Source organism: Geodermatophilus amargosae (assembly GCF_900116515.1).
GTDB classification, from domain to species: domain Bacteria; phylum Actinomycetota; class Actinomycetes; order Mycobacteriales; family Geodermatophilaceae; genus Geodermatophilus; species Geodermatophilus amargosae.
On record NZ_FPBA01000002.1, the window covers coordinates 220,206 to 237,706 of the forward strand.

17 protein-coding genes are annotated in these 17,501 nt (G+C 75.9%); 4 read left to right on the top strand and 13 right to left on the bottom strand.

The window, feature by feature from the left end; all coding sequences use genetic code 11:
- Positions 1–73 precede the first annotated feature (73 nt).
- The 7 genes from scpA to BM414_RS03685 all read right to left on the bottom strand — a co-directional run bounded on the left by scpA (position 74) and on the right by BM414_RS03685 (position 9,717).
- The gene (gene scpA / locus BM414_RS03655; protein WP_093578081.1) at positions 74–2,281 is read right to left on the bottom strand and encodes a methylmalonyl-CoA mutase; all 2,208 of its coding nucleotides are present in this window, start codon (positions 2,279–2,281) and stop codon (positions 74–76) included.
- Complete coding sequence (locus tag BM414_RS03660; RefSeq protein ID WP_093578082.1) at positions 2,278–4,227, bottom strand: methylmalonyl-CoA mutase subunit beta; 1,950 nt, start codon at positions 4,225–4,227, stop codon at positions 2,278–2,280. Before BM414_RS03660 ends, scpA begins: the two co-directional genes overlap by 4 nt.
- Before the next feature lie 105 nt (positions 4,228–4,332).
- Positions 4,333–5,592 (bottom strand): amidohydrolase, encoded by a 1,260-nt coding sequence (locus tag BM414_RS03665; protein ID WP_093578355.1) that lies wholly within the window; start codon positions 5,590–5,592, stop codon positions 4,333–4,335.
- The gene (locus tag BM414_RS03670) at positions 5,589–6,815 is read right to left on the bottom strand and encodes a glutamate--cysteine ligase (protein WP_093578083.1); all 1,227 of its coding nucleotides are present in this window, start codon (positions 6,813–6,815) and stop codon (positions 5,589–5,591) included. The genes BM414_RS03665 and BM414_RS03670 overlap by 4 nt, the downstream gene beginning before the upstream one ends.
- Positions 6,816–6,875: 60 nt before the next feature.
- Positions 6,876–8,354: an insulinase family protein gene (locus BM414_RS03675; protein ID WP_139245704.1), complete on the bottom strand. Its 1,479-nt coding sequence runs from the start codon at positions 8,352–8,354 to the stop codon at positions 6,876–6,878.
- Positions 8,355–8,480: 126 nt separating this feature from the next.
- The gene (locus tag BM414_RS03680; RefSeq protein ID WP_093578085.1) at positions 8,481–8,999 is read right to left on the bottom strand and encodes a hypothetical protein; all 519 of its coding nucleotides are present in this window, start codon (positions 8,997–8,999) and stop codon (positions 8,481–8,483) included.
- Positions 9,000–9,018: 19 nt separating this feature from the next.
- Complete coding sequence (locus BM414_RS03685) at positions 9,019–9,717, bottom strand: YncE family protein (RefSeq protein ID WP_139245705.1); 699 nt, start codon at positions 9,715–9,717, stop codon at positions 9,019–9,021.
- On the opposite strand from BM414_RS03685, the gene BM414_RS03690 reads away from it, so the two are divergent.
- From BM414_RS03690 to BM414_RS03700, 3 genes are read left to right on the top strand one after another with little or no spacing between them, the layout of a single operon-like run.
- Positions 9,708–10,508: a purine-nucleoside phosphorylase gene (locus BM414_RS03690; RefSeq protein ID WP_093578087.1), complete on the top strand. Its 801-nt coding sequence runs from the start codon at positions 9,708–9,710 to the stop codon at positions 10,506–10,508. The genes BM414_RS03685 and BM414_RS03690 overlap by 10 nt on opposite strands.
- On the top strand, positions 10,505–11,323 hold the full coding sequence (locus BM414_RS03695) for an NAD-dependent epimerase/dehydratase family protein (RefSeq protein ID WP_093578088.1): 819 nt from the start codon (positions 10,505–10,507) through the stop codon (positions 11,321–11,323). Before BM414_RS03690 ends, BM414_RS03695 begins: the two co-directional genes overlap by 4 nt.
- A complete protein-coding gene (locus tag BM414_RS03700) occupies positions 11,320–12,957 on the top strand; it encodes a phospho-sugar mutase (protein WP_245784459.1) in 1,638 nt (545 codons plus the stop codon). Before BM414_RS03695 ends, BM414_RS03700 begins: the two co-directional genes overlap by 4 nt.
- A gap of 158 nt (positions 12,958–13,115) precedes the next feature.
- Here BM414_RS03700 and BM414_RS03705 read toward each other — a convergent pair whose 3' ends face one another.
- The 6 genes from BM414_RS03705 to BM414_RS03730 all read right to left on the bottom strand — a co-directional run bounded on the left by BM414_RS03705 (position 13,116) and on the right by BM414_RS03730 (position 16,439).
- Positions 13,116–13,403, bottom strand: coding sequence for a hypothetical protein (locus BM414_RS03705; RefSeq protein WP_093578089.1), 288 nt, complete (start codon positions 13,401–13,403; stop codon positions 13,116–13,118).
- Between the two features lie 25 nt (positions 13,404–13,428).
- Complete coding sequence (locus tag BM414_RS03710) at positions 13,429–13,929, bottom strand: hypothetical protein (protein WP_093578090.1); 501 nt, start codon at positions 13,927–13,929, stop codon at positions 13,429–13,431.
- A gap of 38 nt (positions 13,930–13,967) precedes the next feature.
- Positions 13,968–14,447: a DUF805 domain-containing protein gene (locus BM414_RS03715; protein WP_093578091.1), complete on the bottom strand. Its 480-nt coding sequence runs from the start codon at positions 14,445–14,447 to the stop codon at positions 13,968–13,970.
- 113 nt (positions 14,448–14,560) lie between these two features.
- On the bottom strand, positions 14,561–15,451 hold the full coding sequence (locus tag BM414_RS03720; protein ID WP_093578092.1) for a Gfo/Idh/MocA family protein: 891 nt from the start codon (positions 15,449–15,451) through the stop codon (positions 14,561–14,563).
- A 2-nt stretch (positions 15,452–15,453) separates the two neighbouring features.
- Positions 15,454–16,077: a uracil phosphoribosyltransferase gene (upp, locus tag BM414_RS03725; RefSeq protein ID WP_093578357.1), complete on the bottom strand. Its 624-nt coding sequence runs from the start codon at positions 16,075–16,077 to the stop codon at positions 15,454–15,456.
- Between the two features lie 32 nt (positions 16,078–16,109).
- Positions 16,110–16,439 carry a hypothetical protein gene (locus BM414_RS03730; RefSeq protein WP_217644531.1) on the bottom strand — a complete coding sequence of 110 codons (330 nt, stop codon included), beginning with the start codon at positions 16,437–16,439 and terminating at the stop codon, positions 16,110–16,112.
- Between the two features lie 65 nt (positions 16,440–16,504).
- Here BM414_RS03730 and deoC point away from each other — a divergent pair, with 65 nt between their 5' ends.
- Positions 16,505–17,500 (top strand): deoxyribose-phosphate aldolase, encoded by a 996-nt coding sequence (gene deoC / locus BM414_RS03735; RefSeq protein ID WP_093578093.1) that lies wholly within the window; start codon positions 16,505–16,507, stop codon positions 17,498–17,500.
- Position 17,501: the final 1 nt, after the last annotated feature.

Sequence of the window (17,501 nt, forward strand, 5' to 3'; positions counted from 1 at the left end):
AGTGGCCTGCACCTCAGTGGCCTGCACCTCAGTGGCCTGCACCTCAGTAGCCTGCACCTCAGTGGCCTGCACCTCAGTGGCCGAGGCGCTGCGACAGCGTCCGCAGCAGCTCCTGCGCCGCCTCGGCGATGACCGTGCCCGGCGGGAACACCGCGGCCGCGCCCATCTCCTTGAGCGTCGGGACGTCGTCGGGCGGGATGACGCCGCCCACCACGACCAGGACGTCGTCGGCACCGAGCTCGGCCAGCGCGTCGCGCAGCGCGGGCACCAGCGTGAGGTGGCCGGCGGCCAGCGACGAGACGCCGACGACGTGCACGTCAGCCTCGACCGCCTGCCGAGCGACCTCCTCCGGCGTCTGGAACAGCGGGCCGACGTCGACGTCGAAGCCGAGGTCGGCGAACGCGGTGGCGATGACCTTCTGCCCGCGGTCGTGGCCGTCCTGGCCCATCTTGGCGACCAGGATCCGGGGACGCCGTCCCTCGGCGTCGGCGAACGCCTCGGTCAGGCGGCGGGTCTCCTCCACCGGCCCGGAGCGGCCGGCCTCGTCGCGGTACACACCGGAGATGGTGCGCACCTGGCCGGCGTGCCGCCCGTAGACCTCCTCCAGCGCGTCGGAGATCTCCCCGACGGTCGCCTTCGCCCGCGCGGCGTCGACGGCGAGCTTGAGCAGGTTGGAGTCCAGCGAGCGGTCCCGCCGCCCCTCGGCCGCGGCGCGGGCGGCATCGGTGAGCCGGCGCAGGGCGTCGGTCACCGCCCCGGGGTCCCGGGACGCCCGCAGCTCCTCCAGGCGCGCCTTCTGCTGGGCCAGCACGTCGGCGTTGTCGACGCGCAGCACCTCGATCGCCTCGTCGGCCTCGACCCGGTACTTGTTGACGCCGATCACCGGCTGGCGGCCGGAGTCGATGCGCGCCTGGGTGCGGGCGGCGGCCTCCTCGATGCGCAGCTTCGGGATGCCGTCGTCGATGGCCTGCGCCATGCCGCCGTGCTCGGCGACCTCCTGGATGTGCGCCCAGGCGCGGCGGGCCAGGTCGTAGGTGAGCTTCTCGACGTACGCCGAGCCGCCCCACGGGTCGATCACCCGCGTGGTCCCGGACTCCTGCTGCAGCAGCAGCTGGGTGTTGCGGGCGATCCGCGCGGAGAAGTCGGTGGGCAGCGCCAGCGCCTCGTCGAGGGCGTTGGTGTGCAGCGACTGGGTGTGCCCCTGGGTGGCGGCCATGGCCTCCAGGCAGGTGCGGACGACGTTGTTGTAGACGTCCTGCGCGGTGAGCGACCAGCCCGAGGTCTGCGAGTGGGTGCGCAGCGACAGCGACTTCGGGTCCTGCGCGCCGGCCTCCTTCACGAGCTTCGCCCACAGCAACCGCCCGGCGCGCAGCTTGGCGACCTCCATGAAGAAGTTCATGCCGATGGCCCAGAAGAAGGAGAGCCGCGGCGCGAACGCGTCGACGTCCATCCCGGCGTCCTTGCCGGCCTCCAGGTACTCGACGCCGTCGGCCAGCGTGTACGCCAGCTCCAGGTCGGCCGTCGCCCCGGCCTCCTGGATGTGGTAACCGGAGATGGAGATCGAGTTGTAGCGGGGCATCCGCGCCGAGCTGAAGGCGAAGATGTCGCTGATGATCTGCATCGAGGGCTTCGGCGGGTAGATGTAGGTGTTGCGGACCATGAACTCCTTGAGGATGTCGTTCTGGATGGTCCCCGTGAGCTGGTCCGGCTTCACCCCCTGCTCCTCGGCCGCGAGGACGTAGAGCGCCAGCACGGGCAGCACCGCGCCGTTCATGGTCATCGAGACGCTCATCCGGTCCAGCGGGATGCCGTCGAAGAGCTGCCGCATGTCCAGGATCGAGTCGATCGCCACCCCGGCCATGCCGACGTCGCCGACCACGCGCGGGTGGTCGGAGTCGTAGCCGCGGTGGGTGGGCAGGTCGAAGGCGACCGACAGCCCCTTCTGGCCGGCGGCGAGGTTGCGCCGGTAGAACGCGTTGGACTCCGCCGCGGTGGAGAAGCCCGCGTACTGGCGGACCGTCCACGGCTGGGTCGTGTACATCGTCGGGTAGGGCCCGCGCAGGTAGGGCGGCAGACCCGGGTAGGTCTGCAGGAAGTCCAGCCCGGCGAGGTCGGCCGGCGTGGCGAGGGGTGGGACGGCGATGCCCTCGGGGGTCTCCCAGGTCGCCTCCTCGACCCCGCGCCCGGTCGTCTCCTCGAACGCCTTGGCCCAGTCGTCGGCCGTCGTCCGTGCGGCCGGGCGGCCCAGCTCGACGCCGCCGAAGTCGGGGATCCCGCTCATGCCCGCTCCTCCTCCGAGGAAGCGGCAGGAATGGCCGTTCCTGCCGTCACGCCGAGTTGGTCGTGCACCGTCCGGAGCACCTCGAGCGCGTCGCACCCGGCGTACACGTACCCGTCGACGCCGTCCACACTCGGCGACGGCTTCCCGGCCAGCCAGACGTGCTCGGCGCCCGCCGTCCGCAGCTCCGCGGCCAGCGCGGCCGCCGACTCCGCGTAGTCGCGGTCGGTGCCGCAGATGCAGGCCACCGTCGTCCCGGCGTCGGCGAACCCGGTGGCACCGTCGCCGGCCGGGGTGGCCACCCCGCCGGCCTGGAACAGGTTGCCGGCGAACGAGGCCCGCGCGGTGTGCCGGGCGACCGGGCCGAGGGTCGCCAGGTACACCTGCGGCCGCTCCCCGGCGGCGTCGGCGCGGTCGCGCAGCGCCTCGTACTCCTGCGCGGCCCGGACGCGCGGCAGCCCGCCGGTGGGGTGCGCGTCACCTGCGGTCGACCACCGCGTACCCGGGGAGACGGCCGGCTGCCGGGCGGGCAGCCTCTCGGCCAGGTTGGGGAACTCGCTGACGCCGGTGATCGCGTCGGTGCGCGTCGCCAGCCGCTGCGCGCGGGCGTCCCAGGCGGCGGCCAGGCGGTCCCGCACCAGCCCGGACGACAGCGCCGCGGCCAGCCCACCGGCCCGCTCGATCTCGGTGAACCACGTCCACGCGGCCTGCGCGAGGTCCTCGGTCAGCGACTCGACGTACCAGGAGCCGCCGGCCGGGTCCAGGACGCGGGCGAGGTGCCCCTCCTCGACCAGCAGGCTCTGGGTGTTGCGCGCGATCCGGCGGGAGAACGCGTCGGGCAGGCCCAGCGCGGCGTCGAAGGGCTGCACGGTGACGACGTCGGCACCACCCACGCCCGCGGCGAAGCAGGCCACCGTGGTGCGCAGCATGTTCACCCACGGGTCGCGCCTGGTGGTCATCACCGACGACGTCACCGCGTGCTGGCGCTGGGCACGGGCGTCGGGGGAGGCACCGCTGACCTCGCCGACCCGGTCCCACAGCCGGCGGGCGGCGCGCAGCGCGGCGATCGTCGTGAACTGGTCGGCGCTCGCCGAGTAGCGGAACTCCAGTGCGGTGAACGCCTCGTCGACCGACAGCCCGCCGTCGGTGAGCGCGCGCAGGTAGGCCACCCCGGCGGCCAGGGAGCAGCCCAGCTCCTCGACCGCGGTGGCGCCGGCGTCGGCGTACACGGTGGCGTCCACGACGACGGTGCGCCAGCCCGTCGGGGTCCGCCGCGCGACGTCGGCCAGTCGGGAGAGGTCCTGCTCCTCCCCCGAGGCGGCGTGCACGCCCAGCGGGTCCAGGCCGAGCGAGCCGCCCGGTGCGAGGTCGGTGCGGTCGCCGGCCAGCGCCAGGAGGGCCTCGGCGGCCGGGAGCCCGCCGGAGACGGCGACCGGCGCGAGGTCGAGGTAGACGTCGGCGAGCACGTCGGGCAGCGACTCCACCGGCACCGCGCCCTCGCCGAGAACCAGCCACAGGGAGGTGACGCCGTTCTCCAGGTCGGCCGCGATCGCCTCGCGTGTCGCGGCGACGTCGGGGTGCGCGTGCCGCTGCCGGACGTCCCAGCCGGCCGGCACACCGCTGTCCGGAGCGGCACCCGCACGGGCGCCGCGCACGAACGGCGGCAGCCCGGGCACACCGACGGCCGCGGGCAGGTCGCCGGCGTCCTCGGCGGTGTAGAGCGGCGAGACGTCGACGCCGGTGGCCACCGTACGGCGCAGGGCGTCCTCGACCGGGTCGGGCAGCTCCTCGCGGCCGGCCTTCCGCAGGACGCCGGCCACCAGCTCGCGCCACCGGTCGCGGTCGACGGGCGCGAAGCCGCCGGCCAGCGTCAGCTGCTCGGGGACGGCGTGCTCCGCAGGGACCTCGTCGTCGCCGGGCGTGGCGGTGTCGGTGTTGGTGGCGCTCACGAGCCCTCCTCACTGGCGCTCGTCGGCCGCGTTCGCGGCGCTGCTGTGCCCACCCGTTCGCTCGCAGGCTCGCTCACCGTGGACTCCTCCCGGTCGAGGAACGTTCTACCGTCGCTCTCCCTGCCGCGGACGCGCGGGGTGGCCCGCGGCGGGCGCACCGGCGGCGGGCGCGGAGGTGCCGGCGTCGGCGGCCAGCGCCTGCAGGGCGGTGCGCACCATCAGCCGGACGCCGACGCCGATGGCCCGCTCGTCGACGTCGAAGGTGCCGCGGTGCAGGTCGAGCGGGGGGCCGCCGCCGTGCGTGCCCAGGCGCGCCAGCGCGATCGGCAGGACGTCGGCGAACCAGCCGAAGTCCTCCCCGCCCATGCTCTGCGGCGACTGCCGGACGTTCTCGCTGCCCACCGTCTGCAGCGCCGCAGTGCGCATCAGCGCCACGGCCCGCGGGTCGTTGACCACCGGCGGGACGCCCGGCACGTACTCGACCTCGACGCCGGCGCCGGTGGGCGCCACGACCTGCTCGACCAGCCGGCGCAGCAGGTCCTCGGCGCGCTTCCACTCGTCGCGGTCGAGCACCCGCACGGTGCCGCGCAGGGTGCCCCGCTGCGGGATGGCGTTGGCCGCGACGCCGGCGTTGACCGCGCCCCACACCAGCGAGAACCCGGCCCGCGGGTCGACCTGCCGCGACAGCAGGCCGGGCAACCCGGTGACCAGACGGCCCAGCGCGTCGACCAGGTCGACGGTCAGCTGCGGGCGGGCGGTGTGCCCGCCGGGGCCGGTGAGCGTGACGTCGATGCGGTCGCAGGCCGCGGTGATCGAGCCGGTGCGCAGGCCGACCGTGCCCACCGGGATCGCCGGGTCGCAGTGCAGCGCGAACGCCCGCGACGCGCCGTCGAGGACACCGGCCGCCAGCACGTGCGTGGCGCCGCCGGGGACGGTCTCCTCGGCAGGCTGGAACACGCAGCGCACGGTGCCGGGCAGGTCGTCCATGCCGGCCAGCGCCAGCACCGAGCCGAGCGCGACGGTGGTGTGCACGTCGTGGCCGCAGGCGTGGCACATGCCCTCGCGGGTGGACGCGTACGGGACGTCCTTGAGGTCGGCCAGCGGGAGGGCGTCGATGTCGGCGCGCAGCACCACGGTCGGCGACCCGGAACCGACCTCCACCACCAGCCCGGTGCCGCTGGGCAGCCGGTGCGGCACGAGCCCGGCCCCGGTGAGCCGCTGCTCGAGGTACGCCGTCGTCTCGACCTCGGCGTAGGCCAGCTCGGGGTGCCTGTGCAGGTGGCGGCGGACGTCGACCAGCTCGGGGAGGTGCTCGTCGACCCAGGCGTCGAGCCCGGCGGCCAGCTCCTCGGGGGTCCGCGTCATGCGGCGTGCCCGCCGGCACACGCCGCCGGGCCGGGGACGGGACCATCGTGAGCGGAGGCGGGGCCATCGGGGCCGGCGGCCGGCCCGGAGGTGGGGAGGCCGTCGCGCAACTCGGCCAGGAGCGAGTCGACGACGGCGCGCAGGTCGCCGCCGGACTCCAGCGCCGCGGCGCGTTGCCGCTGGTAGGAGGCGCCGACGGCGAGCACGCGCTCCACCCCGGCGAGCTCCGCCTCGCAGCCCAGCCGCCTCGCCGTCGGCGTGAGGTCCTCGGCGAGGTCGAGCAGCGCCTGCCGCACCGGCCGCACGGTGCCCTTCTCGTCGACGACGACGTCGGCGTCCAGGCCGTAGCGGGCGGCCCGCCACTTGTTCTCCCGCAGGATCCAGCTCGGCGGGGTGGGCAGCGTGTAGCCGCGGTCGAGCTGGGTGTCGAACTGCTCGACCAGGCACTGCGAGAAGGCGGCGACGACGCCGATCTCGTCGAGGGTGGGCAGGCCGTCGCAGATCCGCAGCTCCACGGTGCCGAAGCCCGGGTGCGGGCGGATGTCCCACCACACCTCGCGCACGCTCTCGATGGCGCCGGTGGAGATCAGCGTCTCCATGTAGGTCTCGAAGCCGGCCCAGTCGGGCAGCTGGATCGGCAGCCCCGCCGTCGGCATGGCCTCGAAGACCTTGCTGCGCGCCGAGGCCAGCCCGGTGTCGCAGCCGACCCAGAACGGCGAGGACGCCGACAGCGCCAGGAAGTGCGGCACGTACTGGGTGAGCGCGTTGACGATCGGCATCGCCTTGTCCGGCGAGCGGACACCGACGTGCACGTGGACGCCGAAGATCTGCAGCCGCCGGGCCAGCCACTGCATCCGCTCGACCAGCTGCAGGTAGCGCTCCTTGGGCGAGATCAGCTGCGTCTGCCAGTCGGTGAACGGGTGGGTGCCGGCGCACAGCAGGCCCAGGCCGCGGCGGTCGGCGGCGGCGGCCACCTCGGCGACCGTGCCGGCGAGGTCGGCGGTGGCCTCCTCGACGGTCGTGCACACGCCGGTGATGACCTCGACGGTCGACTGCAGCAGCTCGTGCTTGGCCTTCGGGTGCTCCGCGGCGCCGTCGGGACGCATCTCCTCGAGGATCTCGATCGCGCCGGGGCTCAGCTCCCGCGTCTCGCGGTCGACGAGCTGCAGCTCCCACTCCACGCCCAGGCTGGAGCGCTCGGAGGAGGAGAAGGGGATCTGCACGCTGTCGAGGATAGGGAGATCGCGCGCTCCCCACCCCTCAGAGCGACACCGTCCACCCGTTCAGGCCGCGGCGTACTCCGGCGCCTCGCTGGCGGGCCGGCCCAGCAGCGCGGCGGCCGGTGCCCGGTCCAGCACGGCGGCGACCGCGCGGGGGCCGTAGAGGTCGGGGTGCACGCGCACGCAGCAGAGGTCGCGGCCGATCACCGAGATGCCGCGGCCGTCGTCGGTGGGCACCACGGCCTCGACCCGTGACCAGGGGATGCCGTGCACGTCGCCGTCGGCGTCGGCGTGGGCGAGGCCCTCGTCGGAGACGACCAGTGCCACGCGCGCCGACGCGTCGAGCAGCCGGCGGACCAGCGGCGGGCGGAACAGCGTGCCCTCCGGCAGCTCCGGGAGGGTGCCGCACAGCGGACGGCGGGCGACGCCGGCCGGGCCGTCCCAGGGCGCGGTGTCGGGGACGGCGAGCACGGCGGTCGGCTCGGCGCGGCGCAGCGCCGCGGTGACCTGCTCGGGCGTGACCGCGCGCCAGGCAGCGAGGGTGTCGGCGGCCGGGCGGAACGGCAGGCCGGTGGCCGCGCAGTAGGCCGCGTCGGCCAGCTGGGCGCCGACGGCGTCCTCGTCGTCGAGCTCGGCCTCGAGGCCGTCGACGGCGTGCGCGACCTCCTCGGGCGTCGGCCCGGCGGCGCACAGCTCGGCGAGGACGTCCCAGAGCAGGCCGGCCACCTCGGCGTCGTGACCGGTCCGGGCGTCGACGACGACGGCCACCTCGCGCCGGGCGGGGGCGAGGTCGAGGGTCAGCGAGTCGACGGCGTAGGACAGCCCGCGCTCGTGCCGGGCGCGCTCGCGCAGCCGCTCCTGCACGACGTCGGCCCCGATGGCCAGCGCGACGTCGGCGGGGACGTCACTGGCCAGCAGCAGCCCGACGCCGGGTGCGTCGGTGTGCGTCCAGACCGGCCCGTCCTGCGGGCGCGGGTGCGGCACCGGGCGCACCGGGCGCGGCCCGTCGAGCAGCGGCAGCCGCAGCCCCTCCGGCAGCGGGCCGTGGCACCACAGCGCGGCGTTGGAGCGGACGAACCAGCGCGCCGCGTGCGCCCGGACGGTCTCCTCGTCCAGGTACTCCGCCCCCGGCCCGGCCGAGACGGTCAGCCCCGGCCCGGTCAGGCCGTAGCGGGCCGCCCACAGCGCGCTGACCGTGGAGGAGCCGCTGCTGCAGCCCTCGGCCTGCAGGACGCCGGCCTCGGCGGCCATCCGCTCGGTGGGCAGGTCGGCCAGGGCGCGGCAGACACCCTCGAGGAACGCGCCGACGGCGGCCGGGCGGCCGGTGGCGAAGAAGGCGGTGCTGTCGACGTCGGTGACGGCGTTGCAGCGCAGGTGCGTGCGCGGCAGGGCGGCCATCGCCAGGTGCTCGACGAGGTGGGTCACCTCGATGGTCGCGAACGTCTCGTCGCGCAGACCCACGCCGAACACCAGCGCGGCCGTCGTCCGCTCCCGCCCGCCGGCGGTGAACACCGGGATGCCGTCGATCCGCGTCTGCTGCACCGCGCCATGGTCGGGGAGCGCGGGGCCGTCGTCCCCGGCCGACACGCGGCCGGGGACGGCTGGGACGGGTGGGTCAGCGGCGGTCGAGCCCGAAGACCGAGATCGTGCCGTCGTCCTCGTTGCTGGTCAGGAACAGCTGCCGCTGGGGGACGGCGAGCAGCCCCTCCGGGGCGGCACCGGTGGGCAGCACCTGCAGCAGCTCCGGCGTGCGCTCGCGGCCGAGGTGTACACCAGCACGGCGTCGCCGCGCTCGGAGCCGATGAACGCGTACGTGGCGCCGCGGACGGGCGCCACCTCCGCGCCCTCGAACTCCGCCCCCTTGTCGTCGCTGTGGCTGTCGGGGTGGAGCCCGGCGTCGTCGAGGGCCCGCTCGGCCGAGCCGCCGGAGGAGAACAGCACCTGGCCCGAGGTCGAGAGGACCGTCCAGCCGCGGCCGCCGCTCGGCTCGGGGGCCAGGTCGCCCTCGTCGGCGGTCCCCAGGTGCCCGTCCCGCGTCCACTGCACGGCGTCAGGCTCCCGCGGCACCGTGAGCGGGTCGTCGAAGGCCACGACGTCGTCGTCCGCGGTGTCGGCGTCGGCCCGGGTGACGGTGCCGGCGGAGAACGAGCCGACGACCCGGCGCGACCGCAGGTCGACCAGCGCCACGGCGTGTCCTCCTGCAGGGTCACCGCGGCCACGTTGCGCCCGTCGACGTCGACGAACTCCGGCTCGGGGTCCCCGGGTACAGGGCGCCGGGCAGGCCGGTGAGCCCGACGCGGCCGACCGGCCAGTGCCCCGGCCGGCCCTGCAGCTCCACCACGGACAGGAACCCGGCGGGGGCCTGCGGCAGCCCGCCCTCGACGCCGTCGACGACGAGCTCCTCGTCGCGCTGGTTCTCGATCGCGATCGCGGCGTACCGGCCGTCGGGGCTCAGCGCGATCGAGTCCGGCTGGCCGCCGAGGTCCCGGGTGGCGACGACGGTGCGGGTGCGCAGCTCGACGACGGACAGGTGCCCCGACGGCGTGGCGGAGGCCCCGTCGGTGGTGTCGACGACGACGAGGGCGTACCGGCCGTCGCGGGTCACGGTGACCGACGTCGGCTCGCCGTCGACCGGGACGGTGCCCAGCTGCCGCGGCTGCGCGGGGCGGGAGAGGTCGACCAGGCCCACCTCGCCGGCCGCCGAGTCGGTGTGGAGCACGGTGCGGCCGTCGGGGGTCACCGCGAGGATCTCCGCCACCTCGCCGGCGACGGCGAACGTCGCCACCGGGGTGAACAGCGGGATCTGCCGGCTGCCGGCGAACGGCCGGCGGTCCCCCGGTGGCCGGACGGCGGCGCCCGGGCGAGGGCGCCGCCGCGCTGGGTTAGCGTCGTCGGGTGAGCGCACCCGATCCCGCGGCCACCGCCGCCGCAGCAGCCGCCGACCTGACCGCAGCCCTCGGCGGGGGCCACGACGTCGCCGTCGTCATGGGCTCGGGATGGGCGCCCGCCGCCGACGCCTTCGGCGAGCCCGCGGCCTCCGTCGGCATCGGTGACCTGCCCGGCTTCGCCGCCCCGACGGCGGTGGGCCACGGCGGCCAGGTGCGGTCGGTGCGCGCCGGCGACCGGAAGGTGCTGCTCTTCCTCGGCCGCACCCACCTTTACGAGGGCCGCGGCGTCGAGCCGGTCGTGCACGGCATCCGCACCGCCGCCGCGGCCGGCGTGCGCACCGTCGTGCTCACCAACGCCGCCGGCGGGCTGGCGCCCGCGCACCGCGTCGGCCAGGCGGTGCTGATCGGCGACCACCTCAACCTCACCGCCCGCTCCCCGCTGGTCGGAGCGACGTTCGTCGACCTCACCGACCTCTACTCCGCGCGGCTGCGCGAGCTGGCCCGGTCGATCGAGCCGGACCTGTCCGAGGGCGTCTACGCCGCACTGCCCGGCCCGCACTACGAGACGCCCGCCGAGATCCGCATGCTGCGCACCCTCGGCGCCGACCTCGTGGGCATGTCCACGGCGCTCGAGGCGATCGCCGCCCGCGCCGCCGGCATGGAGGTGCTGGGCATGTCGATGGTCACCAACGCCGCGGCCGGCATCACCGGCGAGAAGCTCGACCACGAGGAGGTGCTCGCCGCGGGGAAGGCAGCGGCGGGCCGGCTCGGGGAGTTCCTCGTCGAGTTCATCGGCCGGCTGCCGTGAGCGGTCCGGTCCTCCTGACCGGGGCGGCCGGCGAGATCGGCACGGTGCTGCGCGAGGGGCTGCCCGAGCGCGGCTGGGCGGTCCGCGGCCTCGACGTCGTCGAGGTGGGCGAGCCGCGGCCGGGCGAGGAGGTGCTCGTCGCCGACGTCACCGACCTCGACGCGCTGACCGCCGCGGCACAGGGTGCCGCCGCCGTCGTCCACATGGCCGGCATCCCCGGCGAGTCGGACTGGGCCGCCATCGCGCACGCCAACGTCGAGGGCACCTACTGCGTGCTCGAGGCCGCCCGCCGCGCCGACGTCGGACGCGTCGTGCTGGCCAGCAGCAACCACGCCACCGGGTACACGGGACGCCCGGCGTCCGGGCTGCTGCGCGAGGACGACGGCCTGCCCCGGCCCGACACGTACTACGGGGTGTCCAAGGTGACGCTCGAGGCGCTCGGCTCGCTGTACGCCGACCGCTACGGCCTCGACGTCGTCTGCCTGCGCATCGGCACCCACGCCCCCGAACCGCCGGACCTGCGCGCCCTGGCCACCTGGCTCTCGCCGCGCGACACCGTGGCCCTGGTCGACGCCGCCCTGCGCGCACCCTCCCCCGGCTTCCGCGTGGTGTGGGGCGTCTCTGCCAACACCCGCGGCTGGTGGGACCTCACCGCCGCGCGGTCGCTGGGCTACGACCCGCAGGACGACGCCGAGGCGTACGCGGACGCGCTGCTGGCTGCGTACGGCGAGGCCGACCCCGCCGACCCGGTGCACGCTCGAGTGGGCGGCCCGTACACGCTGCCGGAGTACGACGCCGAGGGAGCCCGATCGTGACCGTCCTGGACAGCCTCCTGGACACGGCCCGCGCGTGGGCCGCCGCCGATCCCCACCCCGGCGACCGCGCCGAGATCGAGGCGCTGGTCGCGGCCGGCGACACCGCCGAGCTCGGGCGCCGCTTCGCCGGGCCGCTGACCTTCGGCACCGCCGGGTTGCGCGGGCCGCTGCGGGCCGGGCCGGCCGGCATGAACGCCGCCGTCGTCACCCGCGCCGCCGCGGGGCTCGGCGCGTGGCTGACCGCTGGCGGTTCCGGCGGCGGGGGCGTCGTGGTCGGGTTCGACGCCCGGCACCGCTCCGACGAGTTCGCGCGCGTCACCGCGGCGGTGCTGTCGGCCGCCGGGTTCGCCGTCTCGGTGCTGCCCCGGCCGCTGCCCACGCCGGTGCTGTCCGCGGCCGTCCGGTCGCTCGGCTGCGTGGCCGGCGTGATGGTGACGGCCAGCCACAACCCGCCGCAGGACAACGGCTACAAGGTCTACCTCGCCGACGGCGCGCAGCTCGTGCCGCCGGCCGACCGGGAGATCGAGGCCGCGATCGCCGCCGTCGGCCCGGCGCGGGACGTGCCGACCTCCGACGACTGGACGACCCTGGGCGACGACGTCGAGGCCGGCTACGTGGCCGCCGTCGTGCGGGCGCTGGAGCCCGGCCGGGTGCCGGCCGCCGACCGCGCCGCCGTGACCGTGGCCTACACCGCGCTGCACGGCGTCGGCGCGGCCACCACACGGGCGGTGTTCGCCGCCGCCGGGTTCGCCCCGCCGGTCAGCGTGCCCGAGCAGGACGCGCCCGACCCGGCGTTCCCGACGGTCGCCTTCCCCAACCCGGAGGAGCCCGGCGCGGTCGACCTGCTGCTGGCGCTGGCCGGGCGCACCGGCGCCGACGTCGCCCTGGCCGAGGACCCCGACGCCGACCGCTGCTCGGTGGTCTGCGACGGCCGGCAGCTCACCGGCGACGAGGTCGGCGCGCTGCTGGCCGACTGGCTGCTGCGCCGCGGCGTGCGGGGCACGTACGCGTCCTCGCTGGTCAGCGGCTCGCTGCTGCACGCGCTCACCCAGGCGCACGGCGTGCGGTTCGCCGAGACGCCCACCGGGTTCAAGTGGATCATCCGCGCCGGCACGGACGCCGAGCCGCTGGTGTTCGGCTACGAGGAGGCGCTCGGCTACGCGGTCACCCCGGAGGTCGCCCGCGACAAGGACGGCATCTCCGCCGCCCTCGCCGTCGCCCTGCTGACCGCCGAGCTCAAGGCCACCGGCCGCACGCTGGTCGACCGGCTCGACGAGCTGGCCCGCGAGCACGGACTGTTCGCCACCGGCCAGCTGTCGGCGCGCGTGGAGGACCTCACGCTCATCTCCGGCGCGATGGAGCGGCTGCGCGCCGACCCGCCGTCGCGGCTGCTCGGCCGCGCCGTCACCGCCACCGACCTGCTCACCGAGGACCCGCCGGTCGACGCCGTCCGGCTCCTCGGCGACGGCGTCCGCGTGGTGGTGCGGCCCAGCGGCACCGAGCCCAAGCTCAAGGCCTACCTGGAGACCGTCGTCCCGGTGCACGACGACGCCGGGGTGATCGCCGCCCGCGGCCGCGGCGAGGACGAGCTCGACCAGCTACGCGGCGAGATGGCCCACGCCCTGAGGCTGTAGTGGACGTCGGCGCGCTGGTCCTCGACGTCTTCGGCACCGTCGTCGACTGGCGCGCCGGCGTGGCCCGCGAGGCGGCGTGGCCCGCGAGGCGGCGCGGCTGCTGGGCCCGCACGTCGAGGACCTGGCGAGGAGCTCGCGGCTGTGCTCGGCTGCTGAGGTCAGCGCCCGTGCCGGGGCCGCTGCCGGGGCCGGCCGCGCCGGGCGGCGGCCACCGAGAGCACGGCGGCGGCCACGGCGGTGACCAGCCAGCCGATCCCGGCCAGGATGCTGCCCCGCCCGCCGGTGGCGTCCGCGCGGTCCACGTCGGCGCCCAGCGCCCGGACCCAGGCGACGGCGAGCGCGGTGCCGATCAGCCACAGCAGCACCGGCAGCGGCCGCCAGCGGCGCAGGTCGGCCATCACGACGACGGGCGCCAGCACCACGGTCCCGACCAGCACGACGATCACGCCCGGAGTGTGCCCGACGGCCCCCTCACCTGCGGCGTCGCCCCGGACGGGCCGTCGGCGGGCGCCACTCGAGGGTCCAGGTGTCCCCCACCGGCAGCGCACGCCAGCGCCGTCCGGCGTCGGCCAGGGCGGCCGCGGCGGCCGTGAGCTGCCAGGGCGGCAGGTCGAGCGCGGCGGCCTCGCCGGGCAGCACCGCCGCCCCGCGCGCCGACCGGGAGACCAGGTCGGCCACGCCCTCCGCCCGCTGGATCGCCGCCGCCCGCTCCCGCTTGAGCCGGGCCGAGCGCCCGGCGGCGCGCGGGGGCTGGCGGCCGGAGACGTGCCGCATCGTCGTCCAGACGACGCCGTCGGCGATGCAGCCCCAGATGCCGTCGGTCATGCCGAGCTCGGTCTCGACCAGCGCGTGCACCAGATCGTGCGACAGGTCGGCCCCGCCCCCTGCACCGCGGAGGGAGAAGACGACCCCGTCGTCGCGCTCGACGCGCGTCTCCACCGGACGCCGGTCGGCCAGCCGGGAGAAGGTCATCCGCACCCCTCCAGGCTGGCCGGTCCGGTCAACCGGTTTCACCAGGTCGCGAGCTGCGGCTCCCGCAGGCCCGGGTACGCAGCGCCGTCGTACCGGTTGCGGCCGGACTCGCCGGCGAGGCAGCCGACCACCACGAACAGGACGATCGGGCCGGCGATCGGGACCAGCCCCCACAGCAGGAACCAGCCCGAGCGGCCGGTGTCGTGCAGCCGGGTGACCGCCGCGCTGATCGACGGCGCGAACAGCGCCAGCGACGCCAGCAGCGTGATCGGCCCGCCCGAGAAGCTGACGTCGGTGCTGTAGGAGTAGTAGCCGTAGGACTCGTAGGACGTCGTGTACCAGGCCGTCCCCAGCGCGATGTCGGCCCAGATCGCCGCCACGCTGGCCGCCCACAGCGGCAGCGCGTAGTGCAGCCAGTAGGTGCGGCGGCCGATCCGGCCGCGGCGGACGTACCAGCTCCCCGGGTCCGCAGCCTGCGTGGTCCGGCCGCCGTGGCCCAGGTACGAGTACTCGCTCATGTCGCTCTCCCGTGTCCGGCCCGCGTTCGGGGCTCCAGGACGTCGGGACCGAGACTGGCGGGGCGGCCTTGGACGGCGGTTGCGCGGAACTGGCGGCCGACCTGCGGACCGGCTCAGGTGGGGACGGACTCCCGGCAGCCCGAGGCCAGGGCCCGCTCGGCGGTCGCCAGCACGACGACGACGTCGCGGCCGAAGCCGACGTCGCACGGGTGGGCGCCCCCGGTGAGCGCCGCGGCACCGAGCTCGTCGACCGCCGCGGACAGCGACGCGACCGGGCTCTCGGTGTCGGGCAGGAGCACCAGCCGGCCGGCGTCCCCGTGCACGCTGAACTCGATGCCCGTGGCCAGCGGCGCGACGGTGTGCGACAGCGTGACGGTGGAGGTCACCCCCGGGGTGGCGTGCTGGAGCACCAGGTGCACCGTGTCGCCGGCCCCCGCGCCGGCCTGCACGGAGACCACCGGGCCCAGGGCCGGGACCAGCAGCGACAGCGCGTGCGGGCCGATGTCCCACAGCGCCCCGTGCTGCCGGCGCCAGGCCGAGTCGAAGGGGCTGCCGGCGAGCGCGGACAGCCACGAGGCGGCGCCGCCGGCCAGCCGGGTCCGGGCCGCCTGCGTCAGCCAGGTCGTCGTCGCGGTCTGGAACCGGAAGGTGAAGAACACGACCGAGGCCACGCCCGCGGACCGCACCGCACCGGCCACCCGGTCGGCCTCGGCGACGGTCAGGCCGATCGGCTTCTCGAGCAGCAGGTGCCGGCCGGCGGCGGCCGCCTGCTCGGCGAGGGGCACCTGGACGTCGGGCGGGACGGCGACCGACACCGCGTCGACCTGCTCGAGCAGCGCGGCGAGGTCGTCCGTGCCGGGGACGTCGAACTCCGCGCCGACCTCGGCGGCCTTCGCGGCGTCGCGGCCCCAGATGCCGGCCAGCTCGGCGGTGGGGTGCGCGGCGATCGCCGCGGCGTGCACCGTGCGGGCCCAGTGACCGGTGCCCAGGACCGCGAAGCGCACGGTCAGACCGCGCCGAACTGGCGGTCCCCGGCGTCACCGAGGCCGGGGACGATGTAGGCCTTGTCGTTGAGCCCCTCGTCGACGCTGGCGGTGAAGACCCGCAGCGGCAGCCCGCTCTGCTCCAGCCGCTCGAGCCCGGCCGGCGCGGCCAGGGTGCAGAGCACGGTGATCTCCGTGGCGCCGCGCTCGGTGAGCAGCGTGCAGCAGTGCACCAGCGAGCCACCGGTGGCCAGCATCGGGTCGAGGACGAACACGTGCCGGCCGACCAGCGACTCCGGCAGCGAGGCCATGTACGCCTCGGGCTGGAAGGTCGCCTCGTTGCGCGCGAGGCCGACGAAGCCCATCTGCGACTCCGGCAGCATCCCGTGCGCGGTGTCGGCCATGCCCAGCCCGGCGCGCAGCACCGGCACGATCAGCGGCGGCGCGGCCAGCCGGTAGCCGGTCGTCGTCGTCACCGGGGTGGTGATCGGCTCCTCGGCGACGGCGAGGTCGCGGGTGGCCTCGTAGACCAGCATCTGGGTCAGCTCGCGCAGCGCGGCCCGGAACGCGGCGTTGTCGGTGCGCTCGTCGCGCATGCGCGACAGACGGGCACGGGCGAGCGGGTGGTCCACGACGGTCAACTGCACGCGCGACACCGTATCGGTCGCGCCCCCCCGGCTCAGGGCGCGACGGCGAGGAAGAAGCGGCCTCGTCCCCGCCGGAGGGTGACGAGCGTGAGGATCAGCCCGACCTCGATGACCGTCACCGCGACGGCGAGCACGAGCGACCCGAACGGCTCCCCCACCCGGTGGGCGACCACCTCGGCATGGTGGACCGCGGCCAGCACCGCGCCCACCAGCACCGCGCCCACCAGCACGGCGGCGACCACGCCGACGAGGACCGGACCGGGGTCGCGGCCCCACGAGGAGGCCGGGACGACCAGCGGTGCGACGGTGGTCCAGGTGAGCAGGGCCTGCCTCGTCGTCGTGGCCGTGTCCCACGCTGTCACGACTGCGAGGGAGGGCCGGGTGACCGGCGTCCCGCGGTGACCGGGCGCACGGGGAGAATGGCCGCATGACCCACGTGCTCGACCCCGGGACCCTCGAGGCCGGGACCCGGCCCGCCCCCGGGTCCGGAGCGCCGTTCGACGACGTGACCCGCTCGGACGCCGCCCTCCGCGCCTTCCTGCACGGCCTGCCCGGTGTCGATCAAGTGGGCGCCGAGCAGCGCGCCGCCACCCTCGGCACCCGCTCGATCAAGACCACGGCCAAGGCCTGGGCGATCGACACCGCCATCTCGATGGTCGACCTGACCACGCTCGAGGGCGCCGACACCCCCGGCAAGGTCCGCTCGCTGGCCGCCAAGGCCCGCCGCCCGGACCCGGCCGACCCCACCGCCCCCGCGGTCGCCGCCGTCTGCGTCTACGGCGACCTCGCCGGCGTCGCGGTGGAGGCGCTCGAGGGCTCCGGCGTCCACGTGGCCGCCGTCGCCACCGCCTTCCCGAGCAGCCGCGCCAGCCGGGAGGTCAAGCTCGCCGACGTCCGCGACGCCGTGGGCAACGGCGCCGACGAGATCGACATGGTCATCGACCGCGGCGCCTTCCTCTCCGGCCGCTACCTCGAGGTGTTCGAGGAGATCGTCGCGGTGAGGCAGGAGTGCGGGGACGCACACCTCAAGGTCATCCTCGAGACCGGCGAGCTGTTCACCTACGACAACGCCCGCCGGGCCTCCTGGCTGGCGATGCTCGCCGGCGCGGACTTCGTCAAGACCTCCACCGGCAAGATCTCCCCGGCCGCCACCCTGCCGGTCTGCCTGGTGATGCTCGAGGCGGTCCGCGACTTCCGCGCCGCCACCGGGCGCCAGGTCGGCGTCAAGCCCGCCGGCGGGATCCGCACGACCAAGGACGCCGTCAAGCACCTGGTGCTGGTCAACGAGACCGTCGGCGCCGACTGGCTGTCCCCCGACTGGTTCCGCTTCGGCGCCTCCAGCCTCCTCAACGACCTGCTCCTGCAGCGGCAGAAGCTCCGCACCGGCCACTACTCCGGCCCCGACCACGTGAGCATCGACTGAT

Coding starts and splice junctions, on each gene's coding strand:
- scpA (WP_093578081.1), bottom strand. CDS start 2,281: ATGAGCGGGATCCCCGACTTCGGCGGCGTCGAGCTGGGCCGCCCGGCC.
- BM414_RS03715 (WP_093578091.1), bottom strand. CDS start 14,447: ATGAGCGAGTACTCGTACCTGGGCCACGGCGGCCGGACCACGCAGGCT.
- BM414_RS03665 (WP_093578355.1), bottom strand. CDS start 5,592: ATGACGCGGACCCCCGAGGAGCTGGCCGCCGGGCTCGACGCCTGGGTC.
- deoC (WP_093578093.1), top strand. CDS start 16,505: ATGACCCACGTGCTCGACCCCGGGACCCTCGAGGCCGGGACCCGGCCC.
- BM414_RS03710 (WP_093578090.1), bottom strand. CDS start 13,929: ATGACCTTCTCCCGGCTGGCCGACCGGCGTCCGGTGGAGACGCGCGTC.